The organism is Paenibacillus vulneris (assembly GCF_039543185.1).
GTDB classification, from domain to species: Bacteria; Bacillota; Bacilli; order Paenibacillales; family NBRC-103111; genus Paenibacillus_S; species Paenibacillus_S vulneris.
Genome location: NZ_BAABJG010000022.1, coordinates 150,322 through 171,169, shown reverse-complemented (window position 1 = coordinate 171,169; position 20,848 = coordinate 150,322). Strand labels below are relative to the sequence as shown.

Annotated in this window: 18 protein-coding genes; all 18 read left to right on the top strand. The window is 49.7% G+C overall.

Annotated features, from left to right (window positions below):
• Nucleotides 1-39 precede the first annotated feature (39 nt).
• The 18 genes from ABEA66_RS20615 (at nucleotide 40) to pgeF (ending at nucleotide 20,827) form a co-directional block, all read left to right on the top strand.
• On the top strand, nucleotides 40-1,980 hold the full coding sequence (locus ABEA66_RS20615) for a stage V sporulation protein D (RefSeq protein ID WP_079910491.1): 1,941 nt from the start codon (nucleotides 40-42) through the stop codon (nucleotides 1,978-1,980).
• A gap of 89 nt (nucleotides 1,981-2,069) precedes the next feature.
• Nucleotides 2,070-3,560 (top strand): UDP-N-acetylmuramoyl-L-alanyl-D-glutamate--2,6-diaminopimelate ligase, encoded by a 1,491-nt coding sequence (locus tag ABEA66_RS20610; protein ID WP_345590359.1) that lies wholly within the window; start codon nucleotides 2,070-2,072, stop codon nucleotides 3,558-3,560.
• Nucleotides 3,553-4,956, top strand: coding sequence for a UDP-N-acetylmuramoyl-tripeptide--D-alanyl-D-alanine ligase (locus ABEA66_RS20605; RefSeq protein WP_345590358.1), 1,404 nt, complete (start codon nucleotides 3,553-3,555; stop codon nucleotides 4,954-4,956). Before ABEA66_RS20610 ends, ABEA66_RS20605 begins: the two co-directional genes overlap by 8 nt.
• Nucleotides 4,957-5,050: 94 nt before the next feature.
• On the top strand, nucleotides 5,051-6,013 hold the full coding sequence (gene mraY / locus ABEA66_RS20600; RefSeq protein ID WP_079910488.1) for a phospho-N-acetylmuramoyl-pentapeptide-transferase: 963 nt from the start codon (nucleotides 5,051-5,053) through the stop codon (nucleotides 6,011-6,013).
• Between the two features lie 3 nt (nucleotides 6,014-6,016).
• Nucleotides 6,017-7,435 carry a UDP-N-acetylmuramoyl-L-alanine--D-glutamate ligase gene (murD, locus tag ABEA66_RS20595; RefSeq protein ID WP_345590355.1) on the top strand — a complete coding sequence of 473 codons (1,419 nt, stop codon included), beginning with the start codon at nucleotides 6,017-6,019 and terminating at the stop codon, nucleotides 7,433-7,435.
• Nucleotides 7,436-7,489: 54 nt separating this feature from the next.
• Nucleotides 7,490-8,587, top strand: a complete 1,098-nt coding sequence (gene spoVE / locus ABEA66_RS20590; protein ID WP_079910486.1) for a stage V sporulation protein E — start codon at nucleotides 7,490-7,492, stop codon at nucleotides 8,585-8,587.
• A 5-nt stretch (nucleotides 8,588-8,592) separates the two neighbouring features.
• Nucleotides 8,593-9,660 carry an undecaprenyldiphospho-muramoylpentapeptide beta-N-acetylglucosaminyltransferase gene (locus ABEA66_RS20585; RefSeq protein ID WP_345590352.1) on the top strand — a complete coding sequence of 356 codons (1,068 nt, stop codon included), beginning with the start codon at nucleotides 8,593-8,595 and terminating at the stop codon, nucleotides 9,658-9,660.
• A 219-nt stretch (nucleotides 9,661-9,879) separates the two neighbouring features.
• Entirely contained in the window at nucleotides 9,880-10,785 is a 906-nt protein-coding gene (gene murB / locus ABEA66_RS20580) for a UDP-N-acetylmuramate dehydrogenase (RefSeq protein ID WP_079910484.1), read from the top strand.
• A gap of 15 nt (nucleotides 10,786-10,800) precedes the next feature.
• Nucleotides 10,801-12,069 (top strand): UDP-N-acetylglucosamine 1-carboxyvinyltransferase, encoded by a 1,269-nt coding sequence (gene murA / locus ABEA66_RS20575; protein ID WP_079910483.1) that lies wholly within the window; start codon nucleotides 10,801-10,803, stop codon nucleotides 12,067-12,069.
• 240 nt (nucleotides 12,070-12,309) lie between these two features.
• Nucleotides 12,310-13,224 (top strand): cell division protein FtsQ/DivIB, encoded by a 915-nt coding sequence (locus ABEA66_RS20570; protein WP_345590348.1) that lies wholly within the window; start codon nucleotides 12,310-12,312, stop codon nucleotides 13,222-13,224.
• Nucleotides 13,225-13,405: 181 nt separating this feature from the next.
• Entirely contained in the window at nucleotides 13,406-14,656 is a 1,251-nt protein-coding gene (gene ftsA / locus ABEA66_RS20565; RefSeq protein WP_079910481.1) for a cell division protein FtsA, read from the top strand.
• A gap of 45 nt (nucleotides 14,657-14,701) precedes the next feature.
• Nucleotides 14,702-15,835 (top strand): cell division protein FtsZ, encoded by a 1,134-nt coding sequence (ftsZ, locus tag ABEA66_RS20560; RefSeq protein WP_079910480.1) that lies wholly within the window; start codon nucleotides 14,702-14,704, stop codon nucleotides 15,833-15,835.
• A 222-nt stretch (nucleotides 15,836-16,057) separates the two neighbouring features.
• On the top strand, nucleotides 16,058-16,504 hold the full coding sequence (locus ABEA66_RS20555; RefSeq protein WP_345590343.1) for a flavodoxin: 447 nt from the start codon (nucleotides 16,058-16,060) through the stop codon (nucleotides 16,502-16,504).
• Between the two features lie 136 nt (nucleotides 16,505-16,640).
• Nucleotides 16,641-17,561: a sigma-E processing peptidase SpoIIGA gene (gene spoIIGA, locus ABEA66_RS20550; RefSeq protein ID WP_079910478.1), complete on the top strand. Its 921-nt coding sequence runs from the start codon at nucleotides 16,641-16,643 to the stop codon at nucleotides 17,559-17,561.
• 71 nt (nucleotides 17,562-17,632) lie between these two features.
• The gene (gene sigE / locus ABEA66_RS20545) at nucleotides 17,633-18,355 is read left to right on the top strand and encodes an RNA polymerase sporulation sigma factor SigE (RefSeq protein ID WP_028549292.1); all 723 of its coding nucleotides are present in this window, start codon (nucleotides 17,633-17,635) and stop codon (nucleotides 18,353-18,355) included.
• Between the two features lie 172 nt (nucleotides 18,356-18,527).
• Nucleotides 18,528-19,310: an RNA polymerase sporulation sigma factor SigG gene (gene sigG, locus ABEA66_RS20540; protein WP_079910477.1), complete on the top strand. Its 783-nt coding sequence runs from the start codon at nucleotides 18,528-18,530 to the stop codon at nucleotides 19,308-19,310.
• A gap of 184 nt (nucleotides 19,311-19,494) precedes the next feature.
• A complete protein-coding gene (locus tag ABEA66_RS20535; protein ID WP_079910476.1) occupies nucleotides 19,495-19,797 on the top strand; it encodes a YlmC/YmxH family sporulation protein in 303 nt (100 codons plus the stop codon).
• A 172-nt stretch (nucleotides 19,798-19,969) separates the two neighbouring features.
• Nucleotides 19,970-20,827: a peptidoglycan editing factor PgeF gene (pgeF, locus tag ABEA66_RS20530; protein WP_079910475.1), complete on the top strand. Its 858-nt coding sequence runs from the start codon at nucleotides 19,970-19,972 to the stop codon at nucleotides 20,825-20,827.
• Nucleotides 20,828-20,848 lie beyond the last annotated feature (21 nt).

Here is a 20,848-nt window from a genome sequence, read left to right as displayed (position 1 = left end):
AACAATCTAGACAACCTTTCGGGAGGGGATAGATCGGTCATGAGGGCATCGAACGTAACGGTACGTCGTCGGCTGTTTGCCGCTTTAATTGTAGGAACTATACTGTTTGCCGCATTGATTGTAAGGCTGGGATACGTCCAGTTATGGATGGGGCCGGAATTATCCGAGATGGCTGAGAAGCTGTGGCGCCGGGAAATCCCGTTCGAAGCCAAACGGGGGGAGATATGGGATCGCAATGGAGTACAGCTGGCTTATAATATCAGCTCTCCTACGATTTATGCCATCCCTGCCCAAATCAAAGACGCGAAGGCTGCGGCTGCGCAGCTGGCGTCCCAGCTGCAGGTAACCGAGGATTCCATCTATAAACTGATTACGAAGAAGCAATCCAGTGTCCGGATACAGCCTGCAGGCCGTAAAATTACGCTGGAAAAGGCCAACGAGATTAGCCAACTGCAAATCCCGGGCATTGTGGTCGCCGAGGACAATAAACGGTATTATCCGTTCGGCGGCCTTGCGGCCCATATTCTTGGGTTCACGGATATTTATAATAAAGGATTGACGGGCATAGAATTAAAGTATGACAAATTGCTCACAGGTCTTAAAGGGAGCATTGCTTATTTATCGGACGCAGCAGGACGTCTCATGCCCAATTCCTCCGAGGAATATGTAAAGCCGCGGGACGGCTTGAATTTGCAGCTCACTATCGACAATCATTTGCAGTCCGTTCTAGAACGCGAGCTGGATCAGGCGATGGTGAGGTATCAGGCTAACGACGCAATCGCTATCATGATGGATCCGAATAACGGCGAAATTTTGGCTATGGGAGCGAGGCCGGGCTTTAATCCGGGGAGCTTCAGAGATTTCCCGAAGGAAAGCTATGATCGCAATCTTCCGATCTGGATGACGTATGAGCCCGGCTCCACCTTCAAAATCATTACTTTGGCTGCCGCCCTGGAAGAGAAGAAGGTCAATTTGAACGAACCTTTCTTCGATCCAGGCTCCATTAAAGTGGCGGGTGCAAATCTGCGCTGCTGGAAGCGCGGAGGGCACGGAAGCGAGACGTTCCTGCAGGTGGTCGAGAACTCCTGCAACCCCGGCTTTGTCACCATGGGGCAGCGTTTGGGCAAGGAGACGCTGTTTAACTATATTACGAATTTCGGCTTCGGGAAAAAAACAGGAATCGATCTGAATGGGGAAGAGAACGGAATCTTGTTCAAACCCTCGAAGGTAGGACCGGTTGAGCTTGCAACGACCTCGTTCGGTCAAGGGGTGTCGGTTACGCCGATTCAGCAGATTACGGCCGTGTCGGCAGCCATTAACGGAGGGAAGCTTTTTAAGCCCCACGTAGCGAAGGCTTGGTACAGCCCGGAGACCGGAGAATTGGTAGCGAAGGAGCAGCCGGAGCTTGTTCGTCAGGTGATCTCGGAAGCAACCTCCAAGCAGGTTAGGGAAACGTTAGAGAGCGTCGTAGCGAATGGTACAGGTCGTAACGCCTTCATAGAAGGGTATCGTGTCGGCGGCAAGACAGGTACGGCCCAGAAGGTAGTGAACGGCAGGTATTCCGCTACAGAGCATATTGTCTCCTTTATCGGCTTTGCTCCTGCGGATGATCCGAAGGTTGTCGTCTATGCAGCCGTCGATAACCCGCAGGGTGTGCAATTCGGCGGACTTATCGCCGCGCCGCTTGTCAAAAACATCATGGAGGACGCGCTCCATTATATGAATGTGTCTCCGCGCAAGGATCAGCTTAACCGCAAATATGTTTATGGGGATACGAAGACAGTGGAGGTTCCCAGTTTGATAGGGATGAGTATTACGGATATTTACGAGGATATGAACTCGGATTTCCTGCTGGCCAAATCCGGCACAGGAAGCTATGTTGTCAATCAGGTTCCCAAAGCGGGGGCCAAGGTGGAGCAAGGCTCAACCATTCGCATCTATTTGTCGGACACCGCGCCCAGCCCGGATTCTCCAAAATAACATTTTCTATGAAAATGAAAATTTGGGCTTTTCATCGGAGCGTTTTTTGTCCATAATAGATACCATGTGTAAAAAACGGAGGGGGACTCATGCAGCTAAAGGAACTGGCTTCTCAGTTAGCAGTAAGCCATATTTTGGGTGACAGCGAGACGGTGTTTACCGGGATTCAGACCGATTCTCGCAAGGTGCAGCCCGGTGATTTGTTCCTGTGCATTTCCGGCTTGGTAACAGACGGTCATGAATATGCAGCAAAAGCCGTAGAAATGGGAGCTGCGGCTCTGGTTGTAGAGCATGATGTCGATGTGGATGTACCGAAGCTTGTTGTTAAGGACAGCCGGTTTGCTATGGCAGTCATAGCCAATCATTTCTATCAATATCCCAGCCGTCAGATGAAAGTGATCGGAGTCACCGGCACTAACGGTAAGACGACCAGCACGTATTTGATCGAAGCGATACTTAGCGATCAGGGGTTCCGCACTGGACTGATGGGAACGATCAAGATGAAAATCGGTTCTACGGTGACCGGGATGGAGCGTACGACGCTGGAAGCCGTTGATCTGCAAAAAAACCTGCGGCTTATGGCCGACGCCGGCACCGATTACTGCATTATGGAAGTATCCAGCCATGCGCTTGACTTGGGCCGGGTCAAAGGCTGCAGCTTTCGCACCGGCATTTTTACGAACCTGACGCAGGATCATTTGGACTACCACGAAACGATGGAGCAGTATAAAGCGGCCAAAGGACTTTTGTTCTCCCGGCTCGGCAACGACTTTTCGGATGATCCCGACGAGCACCGCTTCGCCGTCCTGAACGTGGACGACGCTGCTTCGGAGTATTATTCCAAGCTGACCTCCGCACAGGTCATAACGTATGGGATCGATCATAACGCCGACGTGCGGGCCGAGCAAATCGAGATCACGTCCAAAGGCACACGCTTCCGCTGCGTAACCTTCCGCGGCACGGCGGATATCCAAATGAAGCTGGTCGGTAAATTCAACGTGTATAATGCGCTGGCTGCCATAACAGCCGCTTTATTGGAAGGAATTCCTCTTGAGGGCGTGAAAAAAAGCCTGGAGGCGATCGAATCCGTGGATGGGCGTATGGAAATCGTCAACGCAGGGCAGCCGTTTCTTGTGCTGGTCGATTATGCACATACACCGGATGGTCTGGAGAATGCACTCTCCACGATCAAGCAGTTTGCCAAAGGCCAGGTTTACTGCGTGTTTGGCTGCGGCGGGGACCGGGACCGGACGAAACGCCCGTTAATGGGCAAAGTAACGGCGGCGTACAGCGATTATGTGTATGTAACCTCCGATAACCCGCGTACCGAGGATCCGGAACGAATACTGCAGGATATCGTACCGGGTATTGTAGAGGCGGGTCTGCATGAGGACCGATACGAATTGGTCACCGAACGGCGGGAAGCTATTCAAAAAGCCGTTGCTCGGGCAACCCCTGACGATGTAGTATTGATTGCGGGGAAAGGGCATGAAACCTATCAGGAAATCATGGGAGTCAAGCATGATTTTGATGACCGTGAGGTCGCCAAAGAAGCAATAAGGGGACGATACCATGATTAAACGTACATTAAAGCAGATAGCCGACATGGCGGGAGGCACTCTCGCATATGGTGACGATAATCTTGTGATAAAGGGCGTGTCCAAGGATACGCGCACGCTGCAGGAAGGCAACTTGTATGTGCCTTTAATCGGAGAATCGTTCGACGGGCATCAATTCGCTCTTGATGCTATGTCCAAAGGAGCGGCGGCAACGCTGTGGCAGAACGATCACGATAATCGTCCGGAAGGTGTTCCGTTAATCCTGGTGGATGATACGCTAAAGGCACTTCAGCAGCTCGCCAAAGCGTACCGCTTGCAGCTGCCTGTCCGCATAGTAGGGATCACCGGCAGCAACGGGAAAACAACGACGAAGGACATGACCGCTTCCGTATTGTCCGCTTCTTATAAGGTGCATAAGACATTGGGCAACTACAATAACCATATCGGTCTTCCTTTGACGCTGCTGCAGCTCGAAGAGGACACGGAGGTCGCCGTTCTCGAAATGGGAATGAGCGGCCGGGGGGAAATCCGTTTCTTGTCGGAAATGGCCGAACCGGAGATTGTAGTGATTACGAATATCGGCGAGGCGCATCTGCTCCAGCTCGGAAGCCGGGAAGAGATCGCAAGGGCGAAGACGGAAATTTTGGCCGGTTTGCAGCAGGACGGGACGCTCGTCTACAATGGCGACGAGCCATTGATAGAGAAGGTGCTTCCTGAGCTGAAAGCAGAAGGCGGAATGAAAGCGACAAGGGTTCATCACGTTCGTTTTGGCGCCAACAAGGACAATGACTTGTATCCTTCCGATACCCGGATGGATGCAGCCGGAACGCATTTTCGCATTGAACGTTTCGATGGCGTGTCCTTCTATATACCACTCCTGGGATTCCATAACGTAGTAAACGCTCTGGCAGCTATTGCCGTGGGGATTCATTTTGCCATACCTGCCGCCAAGATCGCGGAAGGCTTGAGAGCCTCCGTTATGACTGGCATGCGAATTGAAATGCTTAAGGCACCTTCGGGGCTTACCATCTTAAACGATGCTTATAATGCAAGTCCTACTTCTATGAAAGCGGCGCTCTCCCTTCTGGAGGAGCTTCAAGGCTATCGGCGGAAGATCGTGGTTCTTGGCGATATGCTGGAGCTCGGGGAACGGGAAGAGGACTTTCACAGAGAGATCGGCCGTCAGTTGAATCCGGCAACCATCGATAGAGTATACGTATTCGGCAAGCTGGCGCAGTTGATATCGGAAGAGGCTGCCACACGATATCCGGCAGGACGCGTTCATACATTCGAGGATAAGAGTCAGATGGCGCAAGCCGTCGCTGCATACGCGGCACCGGAAGACGTCGTATTGGTCAAGGGCTCACGCGGCATGAAGCTGGAGCAGGTCGTAACGCTGCTCCAACAAGTCAAGTAGAATCATAGGCAACAACAGGGTATTTTTCCGTCATATAGGTTTGATGATGCTTACGATGTAACTTTCCTACGGAAAGTTTTAGGGGGACTTAATTGTGGATTTTAACGTGGTCATGATCACTTTGGGGGCAGCGTTCCTGCTTGCCGTCATTATGGGACCATTGGGCATACCTCTGCTCAGGAGGTTGAAATTTGGACAGCAAATCCGTACGGACGGACCGCAGGGTCATTTGAAAAAAGCGGGAACGCCCACCATGGGAGGCACGATCATCCTGTTCGCTCTGGCGCTGGCGGTGCTGCGTTTTGCCGATAAGAGCATGGAAATGGTCATTCTGCTGGTCGCTTCCCTCGGTTACGGATTAGTTGGATTTATGGATGATTATATTAAAATCTTGCTGAAGCGTTCACTAGGCTTAACAGCCAAACAAAAGCTGCTCGGTCAGCTGATCGTATCGGTGATCGTCTGTATCCTGCTTGCCAAAATCGGCCACAGCACAGATGTTCGTATTCCCTTTATCGATTATACGATCCCGATGGGCTGGCTGTATTACCCATTTGTCGTCGTTATGATGCTGGGGACGTCCAATGCGGTGAATTTTACCGACGGCTTGGACGGCTTGCTGGCGGGGACAAGTGCAGTAGCATTTGGGGCATATGCTATTATTGCATTAAATAATACGATGCCTGATGTAGCGGTATTCTCTGCTGCCATGGTAGGAGCTGTGCTGGGCTTTCTCGTTTTCAATGCCCATCCGGCCAAGGTGTTCATGGGGGATACGGGGTCGCTTGGTATCGGCGGAGGTCTTGCCGTAGTAGCCATATTGACCAAAGCGGAAATTCTTCTTGTACTGATTGGCGGGGTTTTCGTAGTCGAAGTGCTTTCGGTCATCATTCAGGTCGTCTCCTTCAAAACAAGGGGCAAACGCGTATTTAAAATGAGCCCGATTCATCATCATTTTGAGCTGGTTGGCTGGTCCGAATGGCGTGTTGTCATCACCTTCTGGGCAACAGGCATCGTTTTGGCGGGAATCGGACTATTCGTAAACGAGGTGTTGTAGCATATGAAGCATCCACAAGCATATCAGAACGAACAAGTGGTCATTATAGGTTTGGCTCGCAGCGGCGTCGCTGTAGCCAAGCTGTTCCATGAGCTGGGAGCCGTCGTCACGGTTAACGATAAAAAGGAACGCGACTTATGCCCTGAGGCCGATGAACTTACGGCTCTGGGTATTTCTGTTATTTGCGGGGGCCATCCGTCCGGGCTGATTCACGAAGGCGTGAAGCTTGTCGTGAAAAACCCGGGGATCCCCTATACGATCGAGCCGATTCAAAAAGCGCTGGAGCTGGGCATAGAAATCGTTACCGAGGTCGAGGTTGCCTACCATGTATGCAAAGCGCCGATGGTTTGTATAACCGGCTCCAACGGAAAGACGACAACCACCACATGGATTGGGCTCATGCTGGATAAAGCAGGGTTAAAGCCTATTGTGGCAGGCAATATAGGTCGTGCCTTAACCGAAGCGGCTTTGGAGGCCGGCCCCGACAACCATATGGTAGTCGAGCTGAGCAGCTTTCAGCTGAAGGGCACTACGGACTTCAGGCCTCAAGTGGCTTGCCTGTTAAATGTGTATGAAACCCATCTGGACTACCATGGAACAATGGAGGACTACATAGCTTCAAAAGTCAAGCTGTTCGCTAACCAGACCGCTGAAGATACAGCCGTGCTGAACTGGGACAATCCTGTATGCCGTCGAGTGGCCCAGGAAGTCAAAGCTTCCGTCTTTCCTTTTTCGACCAAGGAGGAGCTGTCCTATGGCGTTTTCGTTCAGCCGTCCTTCTCCGATGACGTGCCTGATGCTGAGCGCAGTATTGTCTACCGTGACGCTCAAGGAAAGACCCATCGTATCGTAGGGGTGAAAGAGCTGGGGATTTTCGGGAGCTTTAACGTAGAGAACGCGGCTGCAGCGGCTTGTGCCGCATTAACGTTCGGCGTGTCTATCGAAATCATCGCTGAGGTTTTGAAGGAGTTCAAGGGAGTGGAGCATCGGTTAGAGCACGTAGCAACGCTCAACGGGGTTCTGTATTTTAACAATTCCAAAGCTACGAATCCTACGGCAACGATAAAAACGATAGAATCCTTCGAGCAGGACGTTATCCTTATCGCCGGAGGTCTGGAGCGGGGCATGGATTATATGGACCTGCTGCCCGTATTCCAAACCAGGGTCAAGGGATTGGTCGCCATTGGTCAAACCAAAGAGAAAATAAGTCATGTCGCCAAGCTTGCAGGCATGAGTCAAATCAAATTGGTCGATACTGCTAACAGTGTGCAGGACACGGTGACCGAAGCGGTTCGACAGGCTGCGGCGATGGCTAAGGCGGGAGATGTGGTTCTATTATCTCCGGCGTGCGCCAGCTGGGACATGTTTCCTTCCTACGAGGAAAGGGGAAGAATGTTTAGGCAGTCCGTGCATACCCTTTAAAGAGGGGGGTATACAAGCCTACCCTACCATTTTATAAGGTAAGAGGTGGCATGCATGGCAAAAGCGCGGTCTGCACCGGATGTAACAATGTTGGTATGTACGATGATGCTCTTGGCTATCGGCGTGGTAATGGTGTACAGCGCCAGCGCCGTACTGGCGTTTCATGAGTTTGGAGACTGGTACTATTATTTGAAAAGACAGCTTCTATTTGCCGTTCTCGGGATAGCAGCCATGATATTTACAATGAATGTAGATTATCTGGTCTGGAAGAAGTACGCCAAAATCGGCCTTATCATCTGCTTTGCCCTTCTGGTGATTGTGCTGATTCCAGGCATAGGCGTTATTCGCGGGGGAGCCCGCAGCTGGCTCGGGATCGGATCATTCGGTATTCAGCCGTCCGAATTTATGAAAATGGGCATGATCTTATTTCTATCCAAAATGCTGTCCGAGCAGCAGAGTAAAATTACGCTGTTTACGAAGGGACTTATGCCTCCTCTGGGGTTAGTGGGCTTGGCCTTCGGCCTCATCATGCTTCAGCCCGATCTGGGGACGGGTGCGGTGCTCGTAGGGGCCTCTCTTCTCATTATTTATGCGGCAGGCGCTAGATTGCTCCATTTATCGTATTTAGGCATGGTAGGTGTCGCCGGGTTTGTCGGGCTTGTCATCGCCGCTCCGTACCGCTTAAAGCGGATAACGGCATTCCTCGATCCCTGGCAGGACCCGCTGGGCGCCGGATACCAAGCCATACAATCGCTGTATGCCATCGGCCCGGGAGGACTAGTCGGATTAGGGCTTGGGATGAGCCGGCAAAAATACAGCTATCTTCCCGAGCCGCAGACGGATTTTATTTTCTCTATTATTGCGGAGGAGCTTGGCTTCATTGGGGGCTCTTTTGTTCTTATTTTGTTTATGCTGTTGGTTTGGCGCGGTATGCGGACTGCGATTACTGCTCCCGATACGTTCGGCAGCCTGCTGGCAACGGGCATTGTCGGCATGATTGCCGTTCAGGTTGTGATTAACATCGGGGTCGTCATCGGCATGTTCCCGGTTACGGGCATTACGCTGCCGCTAATTAGTGCAGGCGGTTCATCACTGACTCTGATGCTAACCTCTATCGGCATCCTATTAAATATTTCCCGCTATGCGAGGTGAACGGCTTGAAAACTATCGTCTTTACAGGAGGCGGTTCGGCAGGACATGTCACTCCTAACCTCGCGCTCATTTCAAGATTGAAAAAGCAGGGTTGGGACATTCAATATATCGGTTCCAAGCAGGGAATCGAAAAAGACATCATTCAGCATGCCGGAATTCCCTATCATTCTATCTCATCAGGCAAGCTGCGGCGATACTTTGATTTGAAAAATATAAAGGACCCTTTCAGGGTGATTAAGGGTGTTGGAGACGCCTATAGGCTGCTTCGCAAGCTTAAGCCGTCCATTGTGTTCTCCAAGGGCGGATTCGTCTCCGTTCCAGTCATTGTGGCAAGCTGGTTGAACCGGATCCCGGTTATCTGCCACGAGTCGGATATTACTCCAGGGCTGGCCAACAAAATATCGGTTCCTTTCGCCAATCAAATCTGCGTTAACTTTCCCGAAGCGCTTAAATACATCAAAAGCGGTAAAGGCATATGCACAGGCTTGCCGATACGCGAGCAGATCCTGCAAGGAAAAGCCCATCGGGGCCTGGATCTGTGTGATTTTCACAAGCAAAAGCCCGTCCTTCTTGTCATGGGTGGAAGCCTTGGCGCACAAAAAATCAACAGCGCGGTTCGTGATTCGCTTGATACATTACTGGAGCATTATCAGATCGTCCACATTTGCGGCAAAGGCCAAACGGATGAAGCCTACGCCAAACGCAGGGGTTACAAGCAGTTTGAATATATCAATGAGGAATTGGCCGATATATTGGCTATGACGGATCTTGTGGTATCCCGTGCGGGCGCTACGTCGATCTTCGAGTTTCTGTCATTAGGCAAGCCGATGCTGTTGATTCCGCTGACCAAGCAGGCAAGCCGGGGTGACCAGCTGTTGAATGCGGCTTCGTTTCAAAAGAAAGGCTATGCGGAAGTGCTGTACGAAGAGAATTTGACTCCGGAATCCTTAATAGAAGGGATTCATGGCGTGTACGCTAACCGGGAAAGGATGGCGGCCCACATTAGATCCACCGAACAAAACAGCGCCACGGATACCATTATCCGGCTGATAGAAGAAACATGTCTAAAATAATGCGGCTCCTGCAGTTTGAAGAAACTGTCTGGGCGATTGTCACACTATTACCGATTTTACATAAACTACACTATAACCGTGACAGACACCCGAGCTTTTACGATGATAGGGCCGGCGTTCAAGCGAGATGATCCAATAGTGTTTAATCTGTTGTTCATCGTTACGATAGCGCTGTGCCCCAAAACGGATGCCCTGGAGTTCTGTGAAGGAGGTTTTCCCATGCAACAGGTCATATCACAATTGCTGAGCGGAGCATACGGAGAATGCTTGCTGAATGAACCGCTCGCGCCTCATACCACTTGGAAGATCGGCGGGCCGGCCGATGTGCTGCTTATCCCTGAGACGAAGGAGCAGCTGGTCGAAGCCGTCAAGCTGCTGCATCGGCACCAGACGTCCTGGACCGTTCTCGGACGCGGCTCCAACATGCTGGTTGCGGATAAAGGAATACGCGGCATCGTCCTCAAGCTTGGCCCGTCTATGGAGACACTGCGGTTTGAAGGCGATATTGCCTATGCCGGAGGAGCTTATTCCCTGATTAAGCTGTCCGTCATGGCCAGCAAGGAAGGTTTGACCGGATTCGAGTTTGCCGGAGGCATTCCGGGAACGGTGGGAGGCGCCGTCTATATGAACGCCGGGGCTCACGGGTCCGATGTGTCACGCATATTGTTAAGAGCTGAAGTGCTGCTCCCGACAGGAGAATTGGTAACGATGCAGCAGGCCGATTTCGAGTATGATTATCGTCATTCTTTATTGCAGAAGGAACCGGGGATCGTCACCGAGGCTGTATTCCAGCTGCAGTACGGCAACAAAAAAGAAATTACAGAGACTACGGCAGCCTACAAAGAAAGACGTTTACGGACTCAACCACTGCAATTGGCTACTTGTGGAAGTGTGTTCCGGAATCCGGAAGGACATTATGCCGCAAAGCTGATTGAGGAAGCGGGATTGAAGGGGTACAAAGTCGGAGGGGCCGAAGTTTCACCGCTGCATGCCAATTTCATCGTCAACACCGGGAAAGCGACAGCTCAGGACGTGCTCACTCTCATCGAACAGGTACAGCGTATCGTTTTTGAAAAGAACGGCATTAAGCTTGTGCCCGAGGTATTGGTGGTGGGTGAGCGGTAAATCGGAGGTGGGACTTTGGAAAAGTTGGTTATCGAAGGCGGGAGACCTCTATCGGGAGCCATCAAGATTCATGGTGCAAAAAATGCGGCGCTGCCCATATTGGCGGCGGGCATGATGGCGGAGGGGACGATTGAAATCAGCAACGTGCCTGACCTGTCGGATATTCAAGTGATGCTGGGCATTTTACAAGCATTAGGCTGCCGAACCGATCATCATGAAGATACGGTAACCGTCGATACATCCACTGCGAACTCGCATCACATTCCCGAAAGCCTGATGAGTCAAATGAGATCCTCCATTTTCTTGATGGGGCCGTTGTTGGCGCGCTTTGGCCGGGTTCAAGTCTATCAGCCGGGCGGATGTGCCATAGGAGAAAGGAAAATAGATTTACATTTGAGCGGTCTTACGGCGCTCGGAGCTGAAATTGAAGAAACCGCTAATACGATTGTCTGTACGGCCAAAGAGCTGCGAGGAGCCGAGATCGTGCTGGACTTCCCCAGCGTCGGAGCAACAGAGAATATTATGATGGCCGCAGCAATGGCCAGAGGCATGACTACGATTTCGAATGCCGCCAGGGAGCCGGAAATACAAGATTTGCAAAATTTCTTGAATGCCATGGGCGCCAAAATTATAGGAGCGGGTACGGATACCATCACGATAGAAGGGGTATCGAATTTAACTCCATGCGCATATCGCATTATTCCGGACCGTATTGTTGCAGGCACGATGATGATCGCCGCAGCGGTAACGAGAGGGAATGTAACATTGGAAAATGTATGTCCCGCTCACTTGACGTCTGCGATTCACGTGCTCAAGCGCGCAGGTGTTCAAATAGGCATTCACGGTGATATAATAAACGTAAGCTGCTTAGCGAGACCTAAATCGGTGGAACGTATTGTCACATCGCCTCATCCGTCATTCCCTACGGATTTGCAATCCCAGATTATGGTATTGTTATCTTTGGCGGATGGACTCAGCATTGTGAAAGAAACGGTTTTTGAAGGAAGATTCAAGCATGTTGATGAGCTTTCCCGCATGGGTGCGGATATACGATTGGACTTGAACTCGGCATTCATCAAAGGTGTGCCCCGGTTGTACGGTGCCACGGTGGAAGCAACGGATTTGCGGGCGGGCGCAGCCCTTGTCATTGCCGGCCTTGCCGCTCAAGGAACTACGGTGATTGAGCAGATTCATCATATTGACCGGGGTTACGATAGGATTGAGCTCATGCTGTCGCGTCTTGGAGCCAATATTCATCGCGTATCGCCGGTACCTTCCGAATAAGCTCTTATCTTACTTATCTATATATGATTCCTATGACCATTACCGCTGATTTATCCCCTCTTTTTCTAGACGGGGATATCGGCGGTTTACATAGTTCGTTCGATAGTTTGCTTACGAAGTAAGTTTTGCATCCTGCAAAACTCAAAGCATATGCTTACGAAGTAAGGCTTTCCTTCGGAAAGCCGAGTAACGCTTACGAAGTAAGTTTTGCATCCTGCAAAACTCTCAGGAGGGACAACCTTGCAACAAGAACAAAGATTGCCCGTCATCCAAAAGCCCAAAACCAAAAAACGTTCCAGAAGCAGCAAAAGGCTGCTCCTGTTCTTATTCCTCTTCTTCATCACACTGCTGTGCATCCTATTCTTTCAATCGTCCTTAAGCAAAATCTCGGCCATCGAGGTAGAAGGGCAGGAGCTCCTTACAGCGGATGCCATTGAGCAAGCCTCCGGGGTGAAGGCGGGAGATCATTTTTTTGCCGTCTCCTCCTCTAACGTAGAGCAGCAGGTCAAGGCTTTGAAAATGGTAGAATCCGCCACAGTAACCAAGCATTTTCCCGGTGTGATACATATTGAAGTCAAGGAATATCCCCGCGTCGCCTATCAGTTCGGCAATGCGAATCAGCCTGAGGCCATATTGGCCGACGGAAGCGTGATTCCTATGTCCGGAGATTTCAAATTCATTATGGACAAGCCTATACTGACCGGCTGGGGGAACAGCCTGGAACTGAAGCTTCAGCTGTGCAAAGCGTTGGCTTCGGCACCCGAATCTACTTTGACGGATATTTCCGAGATTAAGCCGGATCCATCCAGTTCCTATCCGGATCGAATCAAGATGTATACCCGTTCACAGTTTGAAGTGGTGACTACCATCGGTTATTTGCCGGAGAAGCTGCAATATCTGGATTCTTATATTTCCAATTTGAAGGAAAATAAGGTCAATACGGGTGTCTTAACCTTGCTCGAGGTGGATACCCACGCCCCGTTTGAAGTGGATGGAAATAAAGGCCAAAACCAGAACCAGAACCAGAACCAGAACCAGAACCCGAAAGACAACAAATCTGACAAGAAAACAACATCCAACGCCCAGAGCGGTTCGACCGATTCCAAGAAGGATCCTGTCAAGCCTGCTTCCGGCAAAGAAACGACCCGGAATTGATAGAAAGCTCTACTCAATCTAGGGATTTAATGGTAGAATTAACGTTATGGTATATTTAGCTACAAGTTTGTGTGAAAAAAGTTTGTGAAAAAAGAGGGAAAACCCTAACCGTGTGGAATAAGTACAGAAGCTTTCTTTTCATCAAAGCTTATATCTATTAAGACATAGGAGGTGCCACGGGTTGAGCAGCAATGACATCATTGTTAGTTTGGACATCGGTACATCCAAAGTTCGTGCTATTATTGGGGAAGTCGTTAACGGCGCCATTAATATAATAGGGGTTGGATCTGCCGACTCGGAAGGTATTCGCAAGGGAGCCATTGTCGATATCGATCAGACGGTACAATCGATTCGCAACGCGATCGATCATGCTGAACGTATGGTTGGTATTCAAATAACAGAGGTATACGTTGGGATTTCCGGGAATCATGTAGCTTTGCAATCTAGCCATGGCGTAGTAGCGGTTTCGAATGAGGACCGCGAAATCGGTGACGAGGACATCGAGCGTGTCATTCAGGCAGCTAAGGTCATTCCTCTTGCACCGGAGCGCGAAATTATCGGTGTAGTGCCAAACCAATACTTGGTTGACGGATTGGATGAAATTCACGATCCGCGCAGTATGATAGGCGTTCGTCTTGAAGTGGAAGCCACCATCATCACAGGGGCGAAGACAGCCATACATAATCTGCTCCGCGTAGTGGAAAAAGCAGGAGTTAAGGTTAGCGGGTTAATCCTGATGTCGCTGGCGGCGGGGCATCTGTGCCTGTCCAAGGACGAGAAGGCAATAGGAACCGTCCTGGTGGATATCGGTGCCGGACAGACAACTATCGCGGTATTCGAACAAAACAATCTAGTAGCAACATCTACGTTGCCAATAGGCGGAGAATATATCACGAATGATATTTCGATCGGCTTGCGAACCCAGGTCGATATCGCTGAGAAAATCAAGCTGAAATTCGGCTGTGCGGTTATCGAGCATGCGGCGCCTGATCAAGTATTTAAAGTAAATCGAATTGGCAGTAACGTTGACAAGGAATTCTCGCAGGTAGATTTGGCGAATATCGTCGAACCGCGCGTGCAGGAAATTTTTCATTTGGTTCATTTGGAAGTGCAGCGATTGGGCTTCTCCGAACTGCCGGGAGGCTACGTGCTGACAGGCGGTACGGTTTCTATGCCAGGAATGCTGGCGGTCGCACAGGCAGAATTAGCGACTTCAGTACGAATCGCCGTGCCGGATTTCATCGGCGTACGCGACCCGTCCTATACCAGTGGTGTTGGAATTATTCAATACGCTTTCAAGTATTTACGAATTGCCAAACAAACGAGTGCAGTAAAAAAATCCGTCTCGAATCCAAAAAAATCTACCGCTACCAGCGAACAAAGGCCTTCGGTCATGGAACGTTTTAAAAATTGGTTGAGTGAGTTTATTTAAGGTACACATGACTTTTTAGGCTTAATGAGGGGGAAAATGAAGGCTATGTTTGAATTTGATATGGACATGGAAGGTCTTGCCAAGATAAAGGTTATCGGTGCTGGCGGCGGCGGAAGCAACGCGGTCAACCGAATGATTGACAACGGAGTGAAAGGTGTAGAGTTTATCACCGTTAATACGGATGCCCAGGCGCTTCAGCTATCCAAATCGGATCAGAAGATGCAGATCGGCGACAAGCTGACTCGCGGTCTTGGTGCCGGTGCAAATCCGGAAGTAGGTAAGAAAGCGGCTGAAGAATCGAGAGAGCTGATCTTCAACACGCTGAAAGGCGCTGACATGGTATTCGTCACAGCGGGTATGGGAGGCGGTACAGGAACTGGTGCGGCTCCAGTAATCGCAGAGATTGCTAAAGAATGCGGAGCTTTAACGGTTGGCGTTGTAACCAGACCGTTCACTTTTGAAGGACGTAAGCGTGCTATGCAGGCGGAGCAAGGAATTGCAGCTCTGAAGGAAAAGGTAGATACGCTGATCGTCATTCCGAATGACCGGTTGCTGGAAATTGTCGACAAGAAAACTCCGATGCTCGAAGCTTTCCGTGTTGCGGATAACGTGCTTCGTCAGGGGGTTCAAGGGATTTCCGACTTGATCGCCGTTCCGGGACTAATCAACCTGGACTTTGCGGACGTGAAAACAATCATGACGGAGCGCGGCTCCGCTCTGATGGGAATCGGTGTTGCTACAGGTGAGAATAGAGCAGCCGAAGCCGCCAAAAAGGCTATTCAATCCCCGCTTCTTGAAACCTCGATCGATGGAGCGAGAGGCGTTCTGATGAACATTACGGGTGGAATCAACCTTTCCTTGTATGAAGTGAACGAAGCAGCCGATATCGTAGCTTCAGCTTCCGATTTGGAAGTAAACATGATCTTCGGTGCTGTTATCGACGAGAAATTTAAGGATGAAATTCAAGTTACGGTCATTGCAACAGGATTCGAGCATAAGACTGAGACTCAGCAAGTGCGCAAGCCTGCAAGCAGCAGTTCGCCTTCGAGTGATGCAGCGGCCAATGATAACCGCGGAGGGTTAAACAATCTCCGTCCGTTCGGTGGACAAACCTCCAACGATCAGCTGGATATTCCGACTTTCCTTCGCAATCGCGGCAGAAGTAACTTTGATAAGTAATCTGTTCCGAGGCAATAACTAAATTTCGAATGTAAGAGCCCCTTAACCATTTTGGATGGTTTGAGGGGCTTTTGTTGTTTCTTTAATGCATAGATGGATAGAAAGGAAAGTGTTGACAAGATCATTGATAATCATTATCATTTACAACGGCACTAATTTATTGATAATAATAATCATTATCAATTAAGTGTCTTGTAAAAATATTATCGTGGAGGGATTACCATGTCAAAGATCGTCATGATTTTCGCAAGCATGACAGGCAACACCGAGGCTATAGCGGATGAAATAGCAGAAGGGATACGTGAAGCCGGCGGCGATGTAACGCAAAAATACGTGATGGATTCCAGCGGTAGCGAGCTGCTGCAATACGACTGCATTTTGCTGGGCGCCTATACCTGGGGAGACGGCGAACTGCCAGATGAGTTTCTCGATTTCTATGAGGAGCTTGATGAGCTGGATCTGAGCGGCAAGAAGGCGGCTGTGTTCGGCTCCTGCGATTCCTCCTACGCCGAGTACGGCGCTGCCGTAGACACTCTTACAGCCAAGCTGCAGGAGCTTGGAGCCGAGATTGCGCTGGATGGACTCAAGATTGAGCTATCCCCTTCACAGGCCGAGAAAGAGCTGTGCAGGCAGTATGGAGTGAGGTTTATAGAGAAGCTGAAGGAATAGAACCCGATTCCACCAATTGACAAAAAAAGTACTCCCGGCTCGGCAAGTTTAGACAGACTTTGGAATAAGCTTACTATATACTTGTCTCATCGCATGAATGCTCAACCGATGCAGAGGGTACCGGGAGGTAGGGAAAATGGTAGTATATGTAGATCTCATTTTCCTGGTCAACATGCTGATTGATGCGGTTCTGCTAATGGCTACGACCAAAGTGAGAAGGCTGCAGTTCCGCTGGTGGAGACTGCTCTGTTCCGCTGCTATTGGGGGAGCTTACGTAGTGCTTTTGTTTTTTCCTCCGTTGTCGTTTATGTTCACGTTTGCCGTCAAATTTATATTGTCCCTCATTATGATATTGACCGCATACGGCTATGGCGGGCTTCAGCATTTTTGGCGAAACGTAGGTGCTTTTTACGTTATTAACTTTGTTGCCGCCGGAGCTATCATAGGAGTGCATTATTTCTGGATGTCGTCCGGCGAGGTCATAAACGGTATTTTGTTTACGCAATCCGGAGGTGTGGAGCACAGGCTGCAAATAGGGCTGCTGTTCATCATTGTAGTGCTGTTTCTCTCGATTTGGCTGTTTCGCCATGTCCAGCAAGCCTCCAAACGAAAGGAAGAAATGGCCTCCTATATGGCCAAAGTGGACGTGCATATCGACCAGTTTGAATCCAGCTGCACCGGATTGATCGATACGGGGAATCAGCTGTACGATCCGCTGACGAAAACGCCAGTCATGGTCATGGAGCTGTCCCAATGGGGGGAGAAAATCCCTGAATCTTGGAAAAAACGGATCGAGCGGTCCGAGGTCGATCAGATTGTGAGCGCTATTGGAACTGACGAATTTGAATGGCAGGATCGCTTGCGGCTGGTTCCTTACCGTGGCGTCAACCGCAGTACACAGTTCATGCTTGCAATTAAACCGGATCGCGTAGTCATTACTCATAATGACAAGCAATTTGAAGCTCTTAAGGTTCTGATCGGACTAGATGGAGGCAAATTAAGCGCAGACAATGCGTACCAGGCCATTATTCATCCGAATTTGCTGCACAACGAATAGCTCATGCTTGCCCCGTTCTAGGCTTACAGCTTAGAGAAACCAAACCGCAAACGCTAAGGAGGAACACGATTATGCTCTTGAAGTTGAAGCTCATTCTGCAAATCTATTATTTCCGTCTTTTGCTGTTTCTTGGATTAAAAGGGGAGGAAATCTATTACATAGGCGGAAGTGAAGCGCTGCCGCCTCCACTGACACGCGAAGAGGAAGAATATTTGCTGGAAAAGCTTCCTTCCGGAGATGCGGCCATCCGTGCGATGCTCATAGAAAGAAATTTGCGGCTGGTTGTCTACATAGCCAGGAAGTTTGAGAACACGGGGATCAACATAGAAGATCTTGTGTCCATTGGCGCGATCGGTTTAATCAAAGCGGTCAATACGTTTGATCCGGAGAAAAAAATCAAGCTGGCCACCTACGCATCGCGATGCATTGAAAATGAAATTTTGATGTACTTGCGCCGTAACAGCAAAATTCGTACCGAGGTATCCTTCGATGAGCCGCTAAATATCGATTGGGACGGCAACGAGCTGCTGTTATCCGATGTACTGGGCACCGAGAATGATACGATTTATCGGAACATTGAGGAGCAGGTGGACCGCAAGCTGCTGCATAAGGCGCTGGATAAGCTGACGGAACGCGAGCGCACCATTATGGAGCTTCGATTCGGTCTGCAGGACGGGGAAGAGAAGACGCAGAAGGATGTGGCCGATATGCTGGGCATATCTCAATCCTATATATCGCGCCTGGAGAAACGCATCATTAAAAGGCTGCGCAAAGAGTTTAATAAAATGGTGTAAACTGGAAAAAAGTTTTTTTGAACCGTTTGTAAGCGAATCCGTGCTTGATTTGATTGGTTTTTGAAATGCATCGGACCTTCCCGCAAGGGTACAGGGCAGGGGAAGACAGCGCATAAAAAAGCATCTCGAGGAGATAATTAACAGTAATGTTTCTCCTTGGGAGGTAATCACGGTGACCCGAAACAAAGTCGAGATTTGCGGTGTCGATACTGCAAAGCTACCTGTTCTGACCAACGCGGAAATGCGTGAATTATTCGTTCAGCTTCAAACTAATAATGAACGAACGGCAAGAGAGAAATTGGTAAACGGCAATCTGCGGTTGGTGCTCAGCGTTATCCAGCGGTTTAACAATCGTGGTGAATATGTGGATGATCTGTTTCAAGTAGGCTGTATCGGACTGATGAAAGCAATTGATAACTTTGATTTGAGTCAAAATGTTAAATTTTCTACGTATGCCGTACCGATGATTATCGGTGAAATCCGCCGCTATTTACGCGATAACAATCCGATCCGGGTATCGCGCTCCCTGCGTGATATTGCGTACAAGGCGCTGCAGGTCCGCGATAGCCTGACGAATCAGAACTCACGTGAGCCAACGATTTATGAAATTTCCGAAGCGCTTAACGTGCCTAAGGAAGACGTGGTATTTGCGCTGGATGCCATCCAGGACCCTGTATCGTTATTTGAACCGATCTACCACGACGGAGGAGATCCGATCTACGTGATGGATCAGATCAGCGACGACCGCAACAAGGATGTATCGTGGATTGAAGGCATTGCCCTGCGGGAAGCGATGCGGAAGCTCAATGACCGGGAAAAAATGATCTTGTCCATGCGCTTTTTTGACGGTAAGACCCAAATGGAGGTCGCAGATGAGATTGGTATCTCACAAGCACAAGTATCCCGGTTGGAAAAATCAGCTATTTCACAAATGCAAAAGCATGTGAAAAATTAATTCGCGCTTAGAGCGCCTGACCTTAAAACCAAACTGGACCGACTCATAAAGCAACAAGGAGTGGGTCTTTTTTTCATGAAGAAGGACATTTTGCCCAACTCTCACATATAGTATCTATAAGAGGCAGGAAAAGCGAGGTTATGCGGCAGGTCAAGAATCCATGAGAATACGTGGTGGTTGCAGCGTGAAAATATCGGACTTTCAAACCAAGGACGTTATCAATATTGTGGACGGTAAAAAGCTCGGGCAAATTAGCGACTTGGAGCTGGATCTCCGGCAGGGAAGAATCGAGTCCATCGTTGTGCCGAGCAGCGGCCGATTGTTCGGCTGGTTCGGCGGCTCTACAGATGTCGTGATCCCGTGGAAAAACATTGTAAAAATCGGAATGGATGTCGTGCTGGTGAAGCTGGATGATGTTCGCAGTTACCGGCAGCAGGAGGAAACGGATACGACTGTGTATGAATATAACCGGCAGTATCGGGGATAAATGAACTTCATGGAAAGGCACACGAACGAGAGCATGCCGTTAATCAAGCGGAGCTTATCGGGTAGTGTGCTGTTTTTTCGTTATAGTTTTTTTGAGGTTTTGCCTTATTTTCGTGTATACTGATAGGGAGTGTTTGGTAAACGGATACCGAGAGACGAAGGGAGTCGCAAGGATGGAACCATTTGTGCTGCAAAAAGTGGAGAACGGATGCGAGCTGTTTTTTATCAAGCAATGGATGGATCAGGCAATAGGTTTAACGGCCGGCTTTACTTCCCGTCACGGTGGCGTAAGCAAGAAGGAGTTCAGCAGCCTGAACTGCGGACTTCATGTCATGGATCAGCCAGAGGATGTCATCGTCAATAGGGAACGGCTGGCCGAAGCCTTGAACATAGAGCTGCAAGACAGCACATACGCTGAGCAGGTTCACGGAAACGAGGTTCAGGTTGTGACGCGCGAGCATGCGGGTGCGGGAACATTGTCTAGGGAAGAGGCGATTCAATCCAAGGACGCCTTTATTACGAATGAGCCGGGAATTTTTTTACATGCCTTGTTTGCGGATTGTGTTCCGTTGTTTTTTTTCGACCCGGTCCATCGGGCTGTCGGTTTGGCTCACGCAGGCTGGAAAGGTACCGTTCTGCAGATCGCCCGCAAGACGGTGGAAGCTATGGAACGTCAATATGGGACCAAGGCGGAGAGGCTGCTTGCGGCAATAGGTCCTTCCATCCAAGCCTGCTGCTATGAGGTTGACGATAAGGTGATTTCCCAGATTCAACATACGATGGATGAATTGAATATGGTCAATCAGCAAGGGGAGCAAGCGGCACCTATCTATGAAATCAAGGAAAACGGGAAATATAACTTAAGCTTGCAACAAATGAACCGACAAATTATGATAAAAGCAGGAATTTTGCCGTCACATATCGAAATAAGTAGTTTATGCACGAGCTGCCGCACCGATTTGTTTTTTTCGCACCGCAAGGAAGGCGGGAAGACGGGCAGAATGGCTGCGTGGATCGGCCTGCATGAATAGGTGGATAGGAATTGAGGTGAC

Coding starts and splice junctions, on each gene's coding strand:
- ABEA66_RS20615 (WP_079910491.1), top strand. CDS start 40: ATGAGGGCATCGAACGTAACGGTACGTCGTCGGCTGTTTGCCGCTTTA.
- ABEA66_RS20610 (WP_345590359.1), top strand. CDS start 2,070: ATGCAGCTAAAGGAACTGGCTTCTCAGTTAGCAGTAAGCCATATTTTG.
- ABEA66_RS20605 (WP_345590358.1), top strand. CDS start 3,553: ATGATTAAACGTACATTAAAGCAGATAGCCGACATGGCGGGAGGCACT.
- murD (WP_345590355.1), top strand. CDS start 6,017: ATGAAGCATCCACAAGCATATCAGAACGAACAAGTGGTCATTATAGGT.
- spoVE (WP_079910486.1), top strand. CDS start 7,490: ATGGCAAAAGCGCGGTCTGCACCGGATGTAACAATGTTGGTATGTACG.
- murB (WP_079910484.1), top strand. CDS start 9,880: ATGCAACAGGTCATATCACAATTGCTGAGCGGAGCATACGGAGAATGC.
- ftsZ (WP_079910480.1), top strand. CDS start 14,702: ATGTTTGAATTTGATATGGACATGGAAGGTCTTGCCAAGATAAAGGTT.
- ABEA66_RS20555 (WP_345590343.1), top strand. CDS start 16,058: ATGTCAAAGATCGTCATGATTTTCGCAAGCATGACAGGCAACACCGAG.
- spoIIGA (WP_079910478.1), top strand. CDS start 16,641: ATGGTAGTATATGTAGATCTCATTTTCCTGGTCAACATGCTGATTGAT.
- sigE (WP_028549292.1), top strand. CDS start 17,633: ATGCTCTTGAAGTTGAAGCTCATTCTGCAAATCTATTATTTCCGTCTT.
- pgeF (WP_079910475.1), top strand. CDS start 19,970: ATGGAACCATTTGTGCTGCAAAAAGTGGAGAACGGATGCGAGCTGTTT.